Consider the following 12,760-nt stretch of genomic DNA (forward strand, 5'->3'; position numbering starts at 1 on the left):
TCGCAGCGGACCATTTTGAGGCACCAGTCCCCGACGCCATTATGAGGCGGCACTGCCGACCTCGGAGAGAACCATGAACCCGATGAGATCAAAAACCCACTTGAATTAACGGCCGCAGATAGAGAACGTTGGTCGAATACGCAGCATTTTGAGGGGCTAACCTCTGCGAACAACAAAATGCTGCTTAACACTCTTCTAAAGGTTCCAATGAAGCCCTTCGACAGCGTCTTGGTCGTCCGCAATTAGCAGGTGACCCGGCAATGGCTCCTTGGTTCTGTGTGTTCCAATGCGATATGGAGCCATCGACTCTTCCATAGCGCAGGACTCATCCTGGCGGGTTGTAACCTCCACCTGAAAGTAGTTTCCATAAATCCAACGTAGCCGTGAAGTTGAGGTTGTGAACTCCCGCGCGATTAGGTGGTTCTGGAAATGTCGGCGTTGGTCAATTATTTGATGGCCTAGGCTTTCCATGCCGACATGCACCACACCAGGGCAGTCGTCGGGGAGTTGACCTTCGGCGCTGGCAATCTTTCTTTTGAAGTGATCAGCCTTAGCTCGCTGAGCCGCTGGCGAAATACTCGCCCAGTTCACCAAAGAAGCGTGGTAAATCACGTCAGCATAAGATGGCTTAGATTCAGCGCGGCGACATTTCACATTCAGGGAATGGGACGCACCATGCTCATGTTCGCCACTGATTATCTCCATCATTCGGGTTGAACCAATGTAGATCAAGTCAGAACTCACAATTGAGCGAACTAAATCCCATTGGACTGGTCGAAGGCGGATATCCGTTCGACCGTCAGAGTGCTCCACAGTGCCATCCAAGGGAAGCAATTCCTCGATTCGATCTTTCAGATAAGACTCGTCGTATGCATCCAACTCTTCACGAAAGCGAACGTCCAAGACGAAAGACTGCCCACAACTTTCACTCACTTCATGCACCTTGGCTGCAAGAAGTTTACCGGCCTTTTCCTCTCTTGCCGCATATCCCGAACGCATGATGCGCTTGCACTCAACAGCCCATCGAGTTCCGGGTTTAGAAACATGCAAGTCTGGTGTTCGTCCGCGCCCTGGGGTTTCATCCACGAATGCAACAGTTGACCAGCCGTGCCTTGTGTAGACGCCAGCAACAAGCAACTCGTAAATTCCTCCTTCAGGCTGACTGCGATCGGAGGTCATAAGCCGCTTTGCACGTGTCTCAACGCCACCTAACTTTTTTAGATGATTGAGGTCCCGACCGATTTTTTGGAGGTAACGGAAGTTTTGAGTGCAAACGGTGATGTTTTGTCGACCGCGCAAGTTGAGACATCGGATGACGGGTTGGTGGTCACCACGTCTTACGATCGAGACAGTGACGACATCTATGATCTCAGTTCTGCCGAGACGACCGTCTTGCAAGCGGATGGTGGCACCACCAACACGATTGAGGATCGTGCCGGGCTTGATTTGCACAGCAAGTCCAAAGTGACTGCCAGCGACAATGGGCGCGACGTCGTCACTGAGCAGGATGTGAATGGCGACGGCTTTATCGACTTCACCATTTCTTCTGTCTTAATTGGTCTGGGACATAACACTTTAGCAAAGCTCACAGTGCCCGACCGTCAGAACGAATCTCTACCTTTAGGTGCGTTGGAATTTATGCGTATGATGAACCAAACTGCCATCGAAGAAGGAACACTTGCTTTAGTTCGTCGCAAAATTCGCAACAACCCCCAATTGTTTTCGAGTAAATTGTCAACTTCTGTTACAGAGTAAATTCCGCGTTTAGATAACTAACCACGTAGGGCTAGGTCGTGCCTTTATGAATTTTTTCATGAAGGGTATATGATACAAACACACCTCGACTGCCGCACGGAAAAATATTCAAAACGCCATGTAAGCGTTATCTACAGAGTTCCGAATGCCAAAGCATCCATTTTTAACCATATCCCTCAAACAAAAACAAAATCGTCAATATGAAGGGAATGGTTGCCATCGGCATCCCAAACGACGTTATTGACCACCGTTTGATCCAGTACCATTCCGACTTCGTCATACAATTTCAAAACTGCATCAACATCATATCGCGAAGATGTTTCCCCGAAACGTCGTCCAATAGCAAAGCTGGGATCGTCCAGACCTGTCACATCCCAAGCAGCCAAATCAATGATATCATTTCCGCCATCTGTGACACCAGAGAAGTCCCTTATATTTGATCTACCGGCCCCGATATGAAGTTCAAAAGTATCCGCTCCGGATGACCCCCCAAAGGTGTGTCCCCCCTCCTAGATCCACAATGGTGTCGTCGCCCGCCTTTGCGTTTATGTTCTGGATTGATCCGTCCATTATGATACGGTCACCATGAGCTGTCCCGTCAACTTGGGAGATTGACTGATAAGTATCTCCAGATGCAATGCCGGTGCTATTCGATGTGTCTGTCAAATCAATAACAATGCCGACTGTTGAGCGAGAGTAGATTACCCAATCCGTTTCCGCACCACCGTCCAGAAGGTCAGCGCCACCCCCTGAATACAGCCGATCATTACCGTCGCCGCCGTAAACTTCATCGTCACCGGCACCGTCATAAATGTGGTCAGATCCACCCCCCGCAACGATAATCTGACCGCTGTCGTTGACCACGTCGCCGTCTGTTAGGTCAACGTAGGATGTATCAATCCTGTCATCAGCCTCCGTGCCGGTCACCTCGTCAATAATTTCTGAAACGACAATAGTGAGTGCTACATTACTGTCAGTTTCGAACATTTCAGAAATCACTTGCGAAGGATCAATGCCTCTTAGCTCTACGGACGTCTCAGGATCTATTGCAATTAAAGCGCCGTTGACGGTTGGCGTTACTGTCACTTCAAAGACTTCACCCAAAACAACGATCTTGTCCTGACCAATTTCAAAGTCTTGTATTACGTCATGGCCATCACCTGAAGCTACGGTGAAATAGTCGAGGCCAGAGCCCCCGGTTAGCATGTCATTACCGGCACCGCCTCGGAGCGTATCATCACCCGCCCCACCGTCTAGAGTATCATCCCCGCTACTTCCGACAAGAATGTCGTCTTCCGTCGCCGCCTGATCGGCCATCGCGCGGGCTTTTATTTCGGCTTCATCCAATGTGGCTTCGTTGAAAAGGATAGTCTCTATATTGGACCGCGCATCACTCACCTCGTAGCGCACTTGACCCGCGAGTTCGATCTCACCGTCCGGTGTTGCGATCAGCACATCGTTGCCAAGTATACGAAAACTAACGTCATCCGCCGCATACTGGGTCAGATCAAGTGTGTCAGTACCGGCGTTCTAGCCCCCGATCGTATCATTGCCAGACGTATACAGAATCGTGTCATTCCCGCCGCCTGCCCAGATCACATCATCGCCTGCGCCAGGCACGATCAGATTGTTACTGTTGTCTGCGAGCAGATCGTCCGCTGTGGGAGTTCCAAAGACATCGTCGGTCGCTGCAATTTGCCAGGTCCTCAGTTCAATGTTGGTCAAAACAGCTATATCGCCGATGCCATATGAGACTCGTACGTCAGAACCAACCTGGGAAACCGAAACACCGGTTGGCAAGTCGTTTACGTCAAGAGGTACGCCATCAATCTGGATCGCTTCTGTTTCCACCTGAAAGTCTTTGAATACCGTCGTGCCGGCCCCAAAAATCAGTTGCAGTAATTTGGATGTAAGTGAGGGTTCCTCACTCAACAGATAAGTATAGTCCTCAAATTCCGAGCGCTCGACCCCCGCATATTCTTCGAAGGTGCCGTCAAATTCGTCTTCCAGATCGTCGATGATTGTTCCGGTAATCAGGCCGGCATCTGTTATTGTTCCGGTGCCACGCCCGCTGATGGAGAAGAATTCTAGGTTGCGATCTTCAATCATGTAACCGTCGCTATTGATGCCGAAATCGCCCATCTTGAAATTGATCATCGCAGCCGCAGAGCTCCTGATGAAATTCCCGCTTTCATCGAAGTGGACATCAAGACTGGGGTTCAGAATGATGTACCCGCTCCAGACAATGCTGGCCTGTGTCCCATCGAAACCGAATTGGATGATAATAGGCTCTACCATGATCGCAAATGGCTTGCTCAGCAGCGCGTCGACGAAGGGTGGGTTTTCGCCGCCCGGGTTCAGACGGTACTTTCCTGCAGCGCTTGTCGGGGCTGAAATGCCGAACATAACATCGTCACCCGTGATGGCAACGCCCGCCACTGTCAGCGTGTCATTTGCATCGCCCGAAACCCGGTCACCGATCTGCGCGCTCAGAACATCCGTCCCGCTGCCGCCGCGCAATTCCGAGTTTCCGCCCCCGCTGGTTATGGTATCGTTGCCGCCCCCCCCTGATGCCAATACGCCAATGCCGCCGGAAAAAGTATCATCTCCGTTGCCACCGTTGAGAGTGGTTTCGAAACCGCCATTTATGGTATCGTCCCCTGCGCCACCGAAAATTCTAACGGATTCATCACCCAATTCAAATGTATCAGCGCCGTTGGTGCCGGTCAAAGAAGCAAAGCCATCAACCTGCAGTGTGTCATCTGCCGAGAAGACGACCTTCAAAATCTGATCATATTCAATGGGTTGACTGTAGGCAGTGAAATCAATGCTTTTTCCACCCAGAACCGTTTCGAAACTGAACGCGAGGTCAGTGGCACCTTCAGCGCCAACTGCCAGCACTTGCTGGTCGTTGGTTCTACCCACGCGCACGCTGCTGAATTCTGAAACGACGATGGTGTCGCGTCCCTCACCACCACCGATAAAGTCTGAGAAATTGCCAACTACAAAAGCTTCGCCTCCGTAGTCGTCGACTGCGGCGTTTTCGCTGATATCCAAGACAGAAAAAACGACATCGGCGTCTTCGCCGCCAAAGATCAGGTCAAACCCTTCGTCATCAATGAGTGTGTCCTTTCCCGTGCCACCATACAACCGGTCATCGCCACCGAGGCCGTTCAGAACATCCTCTCCATCAAAGCCAATCAATACATCATTGTTTGCGCTTCCACCCAATGTATTATCTGACTCATTTCCGCCAATCATCTGCCCTGCCGCGGGGACAGAAACGTCGTATGGCCCATAGGAATTACTAGTAGTTAGCTGTGCTGTGGCCCCTACTTGGATAAGCAACGCAATGTACGACGGGTCGTCGATACCTGCGGCCAATGCAGTATCAACAAAGCTTCCAACAACACCTGAATTCAGAAGCGAATCCCAGTATGCCTGCCGAGCCTGAGGGTTTTCCAAGCTATTCAAGGCGAGCGTCGGCGTCCACGCCAGAACAGAAACGTTTGCTTCTTCTCCAAAAACTGCGTCGTGATATGCCTGAATGTCGTCAACAGTTATATCAATTCCACCGGCATCCTCACGAGCGGCGAAATCGGCTTGCATCAGTTCCAAGCTGATGGTCGCCAATTGCTCTTTTGAAACAGGGTTTGGCCCCAGTTCAATTGCGGCTTGGGTTGCGAAATACAGATTGGCGGTCTTTCCTGCAGCAGTGTCGTTGTTAACGACACCCAGAGCTAACGTGCCGTATCTGTTACCAAAGCTTTCCAGAGCAGTGTAATAGGCGATGCGGTCGCCAGATTCAGAGTGTTGCCTGAGTACATCGAGTTCTTCGGATGTGAGATTTCGTGCCACTTAAATGTCCTTACTTTTGGAAGCCTCGACAGCACAGGACAGAAAACTTGTTATATCGTCTTGTACTTTTTGCCAGTTCTGAAACGCGTACGCCCGGTAGTTCACCTTGATGTCCATACCAAAAGCTCGAAAATACTGATCACAACCTGGAAACGGCACCTTTCCAGCGATCCCGCAGGACACGACCGTATCGGGGGCTCCGTTTTCGCCCAAAGCGAAGTAAACGTTTCGCTGGGGGTCGGTGCCCACCAGAACCGCCTGTGATAGGTTATATTCCGAGCTTACGAGTTCATAGTTGCCAAAGCCCACATCACCCGTTCCTGGGTCTGCCCGGCGCAGTACGATTGAGGCAAGCGCTTCGTGATCGACCCTGTCACCGACAACAAAGGTCATCCTGTTGTGATTTCCATTGCGGTTCTGCAGGCTGGCCTGTACCCGGCTAACCGGTTCAAAGGTATCAAGGGTGACCCGAAAAAGTTGCGAATTGTGACTGGCACCGTTTACGTGATCCCATCGATCTTCAAGAAAGACTTTCGGCACCGACACGGCCACTTTCTTCTGCTCAAGTCGCATATTTATAAAGAAATCGACGTGCTCCTCGTTCGGCGAGAAAAAAGTACATGGGTCAGGGGCCGGACTGATGCCGGGAGAAGGAGACCCTGCTATTGCCGCCGCCGACCAAAACAAAGTTGCCAGAAATACAACGGTCGGGAGACCGCCCACAATATTGCTGATGCGCTTTTCAGGTTGAACGGATTTTTGATGTGTATAGGTTCTGCCGGGCTCGCTTGACACAAGGCTGTCCCATGCTGGCTGGCGGTCAGCCAAATTGTCGAAACTTTGCAAAAAGTAATCTGGTGTCCAACCGTTAGCTGACACGCCGGCAACGTCTTCAAAAACCTGTCGATGGTAGTCCTGAATTTGGTCAATAGTTGCAATGCCAAAATTTGCCTGTCGTACAAGATTGTCGGCGAGCATCAGTTCCAGACTCACTCGCGCAAGCTCATCGTCGGGGACGATCTGGCCTTCATCGCTAGCCGTATCGAGAAAATATTTGTTCGCTGCTGCGCCGGAAACACTATTGTTCAGAGTTACGCCAAGGGCCAAGTTGCCGTAGTTGTCGCCGAAACTCGCAAGTGCTTTGTAGTACGCAATACGATCCCCCGCGTTTGCGTGCGTATCAAGAATCGCCAACTGATCGGTGTTTAGCGTCATCGTGTTGGTTCCTTGCTACTATTCAAAATTGAGCGCGCAGGCGAGAAATGAATCAACATCTATCTCGAAGCCTTTCCATTGAGCCAAGAAGACCCGCCTATAGTTGACTTTTATATCGATTGCGTGTGACCGAAAGTACTGTGAACATCCCGGGGATTTGACATCGCCCATCTGCGAACATAGGAAAACTGTTCGTATATCTCCCGCGGCATCTTCGGAGATATAGACGTCCTTGTTTTGTTCGATACCTTCTTTAGCCCTTAAAGCAACGAGATCAAAATCAGCATCTTGCCGCAGAGCCTCAGAGATTTCCCTTGATTTGCCGCCAGTGGCAGTCGAAAGTACTATTTCAGTCAGCCTTTCGTTCCCAACATAGTCCTGAAGTAAGAAAGTCATGTAGTCGTGTCGCCCCGCCTTTTTTAGTGTAGCCGTGTGGCGACGGTAAACCGGCGTAAAGTCGTCAATCATGACACTAAACAGTTGAGCATCATGTTCGGCGCCATCGACGCGGTCCCATGCGTCTTCAAAATAGACCGTTGGGATTCTGAGTTCGTGTCGCACGTTTTCTTGGTGCATGTAGAGAACATGTGTGACCATTTCCTCTTCGCCGTGAAACAGCGCGCACACGTCGCGCTCATTAGTGCGTGCAGGATTTACCAATAGAGTTGATGCTAGAGTTAAGACCAAACCTGTTTGCACGACAATTTCTGGTAATTTCATTTTCGCGCCCGGTCCAACCTGGAATACGTTGTCAGACTGCTGATTGACTGCAACCAGAGGTTATATGTGCGCAGATTTATGTCAACCATAGTCTGACTGAGCTTTCGAGAAAAGATAGTTAATGCAGAGATTTTGGAAGCTCCTCCAATTGTGACTCTTTTTTAGCAATACCAAACGATCTGGGCGGATTTGTTCGCTATGGCAATGAATGCTAGTCGAAACAGGTTCTCAAAAAGCGACGGCGGCACGTGCACAGGGCAGTAATGTCCCTATATTTTCGGGTTCAGGCCCCACCCAGCGAAAGGACGGTTTAACTCTAGCGTTTCAAGACGTGTTTGGATGAGGTGATCAGCTATGCAACCTTCTGCTACTGATGGCCAGAGTTTTTCGTCTTTTCACAGTGCGGCGGGCTGGTATCGCCGTCTGAGTTTGCCAGCATTATTGGGGGGGATGTTCCCAATCGCGCTGTGCGGTCGCTCTTCGTTGTAGTATCTACGCCAGGCCTCCACCTTTTCGCAAGTATCTTCGAGGCTCATGAACCAGTGCGTGTTCAGGTATTCTGTTCGAAGCTTTGAGTTGAAAGCTTCGATTAAGGCATTATCGGTCGGCTTTCCGGGCCGTTAGAAGTCCGGAGTGACACCCCGCTGATAGGTCCATAAATCCATATCACGAGACACAAATTCGCTGCCGTTATCGACTTGTATGGTTGTTGGATACGTTAAGCCAACAACAACCACAACTCAAACCAGCAGTTCTGCTGAGAGCAAAAGTCTTCCCTGCAACGCGGTGCGAATTACCCCATGTGCGTAATTGTCGGAAAGAACCTAACGAGCACTTTGAGCCGCATTCAGAAGGACACGGCGCATAGCGAGCGGCATCGGTCAACGATCCACATTGTTCTGGATACACTCAAGCTCTCCGGCGAATTCTTGGTGATGGGCCACCATATGAGGCACCTCCGAAACGCCTGGCCCACCTCGCCCAGGCACTTGGGGGACCTCGGTTTGTCGATGGTGGGGCCGCTGCGGGGTCAACCGGGGGCTCACGCGCCAATCCGACTAGACGGGGTTTATACGTCGACCCTGCGAACCGTTGAGCGATTTTTTTCAAAACCGGTCTCTGCCTTAACACAACCGCAAGACACAGGATCCTTCCCGCGGCGCCGGTCAGCGCTCTAACGCAAGCACTTAGGACCACAACTTAGCAAGATAGGGCGTCAAGACGGGAGCTCTCTTAGCGGACCAGTAATGAGGTGAGGGAGGTGAAGAGGTGACTCTGCCTCCCTTTTTCTAGTTTTTAGATTACATATGTTTTTTTCCATATGTATATACCCCTTCACCTACCTCACTTACTTCACTTGAGTTAATAAGAACAATGAGTTACCAGTAAAAGAGAGGTGAGTTGATAGGTGAAGCAAGTGACCTTGGACCTTCAAAAGCCCCGATTTCCCCTCAATATCTTCACTGCCGGTCCACCGCAGTGGCCGCATAACCCATAAACTTTACGTGGCCGACAAGGCCACGCCGCGCCTTCCCACTCACCCCAAAGGGGTGATATCGGGTGTCTTTCAAACCGAAGCCATCCGGGGAGCGGGGAAGTGAAAGGGTCAGGGCATGAGGGGTGCAGGTGGTTAAAACGGGGGGGCGTCCTTGGGGCGCGAGGCATAGGAGGGTCGATGACCGGTGGCCTGCTCAACCAGATCGCAGGCAGCGTCAGACCACCGCAGGCCTTTCCAATGGGACCTTCCATTGATTGGCCCGCGCTCAAAGCCCTTCTCAACCATGATGTCACCTACCTTCTTCATTTGATACTGAGTGCGGCCCTCTTGCTCACACCACGCCTCATGGGTCTTGTAAAATTCGCTCACGCTGAGGCGGCCGGAAGTCTTCTTTACGGTCATCTCGGTCAGGAAGACCCCAACCGGGTCAGCGGCTTCTAACAGCTGTTCCTTGAGGCGGGACATGGGTTCTGGCATGTCGATGCCGCGCCGCATGAAATCCTGATACCCCTCAATCAGCCAATTCAGAATGCCAGAGCCTTGACTGCGCAGCTCGGCCTCGACTTCACCTTGGTCGCGCTGCAATTCCGGAGGCAGGGAGCGCAGGTTGACGTCAAAAGGCAGAAACACAAGACGCCGGCGGGTGCCCTCGTCCTCATCCTTGATCTTGGGCGTTCGGTTACAAGAGAGGATTGGAACACCACGCGGGGTCCAGAAAAACGGGTCTGCGTAAAGGCCCCGGCTCATGCGCCGGTCGCCGCCTGTCATGCCCTTGATTTTTTTGGCGCTCAGAATGTCCTGCGCGCCTGGTTCGGTCGCAATATAGGCTCGAGCGCCCGGCAGGTCCGCTTCTTCAGGTGTGGCGCTTGAGGCCTGTGCATTCCCCGTCTCAAGGAACATCTCGATCTTACAGGGTGCAGCATACCCGTCCCGTGTGCCGAGAACATGGCTCAGACCGTTCAACAGCGTCGATTTGCCGTTGCCCCCAGGTCCGCGCATGATGATCGCCACCTGCGCCTTGTTCTGACCAAAGAGCGTGGCACCGAGGCACCGCTGCGCACAGGCGCGGATATCAGGGTCGGGAATGACAAGCTCCACTAATCTATCCCAGGCCGGGGCGCGGGCCGTGGGGTCGAAATCGACGCCGCCGCATTTGGTCGGCAGCTTGGAGCGATCGGTCTCGCGCAACCACGAAAGCTTTGAACGAGCAATTTCTGCCTCTGTTGCATCATGGGGCGGCTCCCAATCCTGAATGGCACGTAAATCAAGATCGCCGTTGGGGAGAACGAGAGTCCAGGGGTCATTGTCCATATCTTCGACCTCGACCCGGCGTTGGTGTTCGCATGCTTCGAGTGCTGCTCTTAGGGGTCGGGTGTTTAGAATAGCTGCTCAACTAGCGAATTTTTTACATTCGGCCGAGCAGCTGATTTCTCAGGCCCGGGTCAGAAACGCAGCGCGGACGGCTGTTTCCATCGCATCCAGCGGCCCACCTGTAGGGGAAACGCTTGCTGCCATGACTAGCTTCGATGCAGGGGTGGGTCCGAATCCAAAGCTCTTACCCACAATAGACAGGCCCGAATGCAGGGATGATCGCCCAAGCAAGCCGACCGCTATCCCGGCTTCGACCGCCGCGATCACACCTGACACGCTCTGGCTTGAATAGGCGATACGGTACGGCTTGCCGCGCGCCTCAAGGGAGGCAATCGCCACATCCCGCCACCAGCAGGCATGATCGAACAGAGCCACAGGCAAGCTGTCGTCAATTGCGAATTCTCGATGCGCCGACGCTACCCAGCAGGTGGGATCTTCGAACAAAACCTCTTCGTGCTGTTTCGGACGTTCCACCTCGTAAATGGCGAGATCGAGCGCCCCTTTTTCAAGCGCCTCGGGAAACCCGGTGCTCAATGCACAGGTCACGTCCAGGTCAACTTTCGGATGGTGACGCGTGAAGGTGGCAATGATCTCAGCCAGTTTCGTGCGGCCATGGTCGTCGGGAATTCCGACACGTAACTTACCCGACACTGCACGCTGGGAAATGTCCTGCAACGCAGCGTCAAGACGCGCGGTCACATCCTGGGCAACGGGTAACAGCGTACGCCCCGCCTCGCTCAGCACGACGCCCCGCCCATGACGTTCAAAAACAGGACGGCCAAGGATCGCCTCAAGACGTTTGACCTGAATGCTGGCGGCGGATTGCGACCTGTGAATGCGCGCAGCGCCGTCCGTGACACTCCCCGCCTGAGCGACGGCAAGGAAGGTGCGCAACAGGTCACTATCGAGGTTATCCATTCATAAATCCGATGATAGATATTTAAGCTATGCGTTTCACATATGCATTGTCAGTCACTATTCTACAAGGCCAAAGGAGCATGCCATGGTCGATCTGACAATTGTTCAAAGAAAGATGAGTAAGAGGCGGATCGTGTGGGGTCTGTGCATTGCCGTGCTTGCGGGAGTCGCTTTGGCCTGGCCCGAACATGTTATGAATGCTGCCCTGTTTGTCGGATGGGGTTTGGTGACCGTCGCCCCAATCGTCATTCCTGGCATCGTCCTTGCGGCCTGGATCATAGCGAGTGGCGCAGATGCCCATATTGCGCGCGCATTCGAGGGCCGGACGCTGCGCACGGTGATGGCCGCATCGCTGATCGGGGCCATCACGCCGGTTTGCGGTGTCACAGTTCTGCCGCTGATGGCAGGTCTGTTGGCAGCAGGCGTGCCGTTGGCCCCGATCATGGCGTTCTGGCTATCGTCGCCTATTACTGACCCCGCAATGCTTGCCACGACGGCGGCAACGCTCGGCTTGAGCTTTGCTATCGGCAAGACGCTCTCGGCAGTCGGACTGGGTGTGTTCGGTGGCGCAATCACCGCCTTGTTTGCTAAGTCGCCTTGGGCATTGAACGCGCTCCGTGACAACGGTTTGGCCCGCCAACTGAGTGCCGCTCGATGTGGCGAAGTTCAGGCTTTTGAGCCACGGGTCTGGCGTACCGAGGAACGACGTCGATCTTTCAGCACCCAGCTCTGGGCAACTGCGCGGCTCATCCTGATTTGCCTGATCCCGGCCTTTGCTGCCGAGTACGCGTTGAACGCGGCCCTGACACCAGGATCACTCGCCGCATATGTCGGTGAGGATCAATGGTGGGCCATACCCGCAGCGGTTTTTGTCGGCGCTCCGGCCTATATCGACGGTTATGCCGCCCTGCCGCTCACGCGCGGCCTAATTGAAAACGGCATGTCCGAAGGAGCGGCGATGGCCTTTTTGGTTTCAGGAGGTGTGGTCAGCATCTGGGGCGCGATGGCCATAGCACCAGTGTTGAAACTGAAGCCCCTCCTGCTGTATCTTCTGCTTGCAGTTTTTGGGTCGTTGGCGGCGGGATACGCATTTGGATGGGCCGTGTGACATCCGGTAACTAAGCTGAACCTCACCAACACAAACCAGTCAAACTAATGCAACAGCCCCTCATGAACCAAGGTTTATATAATGCATAAATGGCAAAAAAGGAGTGGCCGCTACTCTTGATGACCCAGCTCCCTGATCCGGGCCGATCAGGTGTAGAAACCGTTTCTGTTTCTTTCTGTTGATTTGGTTGCGGTCAAGGCCTGCTGAGCGGAGCCTTTGCGGAGCTCAAGCGAAGCAGGCCGGGTGGCACGGTTGAGATTGGCGAAGACGGTCGGAGCCAGCCCGCCAAGCGATGTGTGTGGTCTTTGCGTGTTGTA

The 12,760-nt window shown here is 52.9% G+C and carries 10 protein-coding genes and 1 pseudogene; 2 read left to right on the plus strand and 9 right to left on the minus strand.

Translation table 11 applies throughout. The features are described from left to right. Positions 1–195 precede the first annotated feature (195 nt). Positions 196–1,179, minus strand: a complete 984-nt coding sequence (locus H7847_RS25870; RefSeq protein ID WP_227272475.1) for a hypothetical protein — start codon at positions 1,177–1,179, stop codon at positions 196–198. 42 nt (positions 1,180–1,221) lie between these two features. On the opposite strand from H7847_RS25870, the gene H7847_RS25875 reads away from it, so the two are divergent. Continuing rightward, positions 1,222–1,755: a hypothetical protein gene (locus tag H7847_RS25875; protein WP_227272477.1), complete on the plus strand. Its 534-nt coding sequence runs from the start codon at positions 1,222–1,224 to the stop codon at positions 1,753–1,755. A 176-nt stretch (positions 1,756–1,931) separates the two neighbouring features. Here the strand turns inward: H7847_RS25875 and H7847_RS25880 are convergent, their stop codons facing one another. From H7847_RS25880 to H7847_RS25915, 8 genes and pseudogenes are all read right to left on the minus strand, one after another. Continuing rightward, entirely contained in the window at positions 1,932–2,141 is a 210-nt protein-coding gene (locus H7847_RS25880) for a hypothetical protein (RefSeq protein WP_227272479.1), read from the minus strand. Between the two features lie 76 nt (positions 2,142–2,217). Further along, entirely contained in the window at positions 2,218–3,210 is a 993-nt protein-coding gene (locus tag H7847_RS25885; RefSeq protein WP_227272481.1) for a calcium-binding protein, read from the minus strand. Positions 3,211–3,285: 75 nt separating this feature from the next. Continuing rightward, entirely contained in the window at positions 3,286–5,613 is a 2,328-nt protein-coding gene (locus tag H7847_RS25890; RefSeq protein ID WP_227272483.1) for a calcium-binding protein, read from the minus strand. Further along, positions 5,614–6,828 carry a hypothetical protein gene (locus H7847_RS25895; protein ID WP_227272485.1) on the minus strand — a complete coding sequence of 405 codons (1,215 nt, stop codon included), beginning with the start codon at positions 6,826–6,828 and terminating at the stop codon, positions 5,614–5,616. Positions 6,829–6,846: 18 nt separating this feature from the next. After that, positions 6,847–7,548 (minus strand): hypothetical protein, encoded by a 702-nt coding sequence (locus tag H7847_RS25900; protein WP_227272487.1) that lies wholly within the window; start codon positions 7,546–7,548, stop codon positions 6,847–6,849. A 367-nt stretch (positions 7,549–7,915) separates the two neighbouring features. Then, positions 7,916–8,264 (minus strand): annotated as a pseudogene (locus H7847_RS25905) (integrase core domain-containing protein); the annotation flags it as partial. A 914-nt stretch (positions 8,265–9,178) separates the two neighbouring features. Further along, positions 9,179–10,429 (minus strand): DNA primase family protein, encoded by a 1,251-nt coding sequence (locus tag H7847_RS25910; RefSeq protein WP_227272500.1) that lies wholly within the window; start codon positions 10,427–10,429, stop codon positions 9,179–9,181. A 48-nt stretch (positions 10,430–10,477) separates the two neighbouring features. After that, the gene (locus H7847_RS25915) at positions 10,478–11,335 is read right to left on the minus strand and encodes a LysR substrate-binding domain-containing protein (RefSeq protein WP_227272489.1); all 858 of its coding nucleotides are present in this window, start codon (positions 11,333–11,335) and stop codon (positions 10,478–10,480) included. 85 nt (positions 11,336–11,420) lie between these two features. Here H7847_RS25915 and H7847_RS25920 point away from each other — a divergent pair, with 85 nt between their 5' ends. Beyond that, positions 11,421–12,443 carry a permease gene (locus H7847_RS25920; RefSeq protein WP_227272491.1) on the plus strand — a complete coding sequence of 341 codons (1,023 nt, stop codon included), beginning with the start codon at positions 11,421–11,423 and terminating at the stop codon, positions 12,441–12,443. The last annotated feature ends 317 nt before the right edge of the window (positions 12,444–12,760 follow it).

It is taken from the genome of Roseobacter weihaiensis (assembly GCF_020622345.1).
Classification (GTDB): Bacteria; Pseudomonadota; Alphaproteobacteria; order Rhodobacterales; family Rhodobacteraceae; genus Roseobacter; species Roseobacter weihaiensis.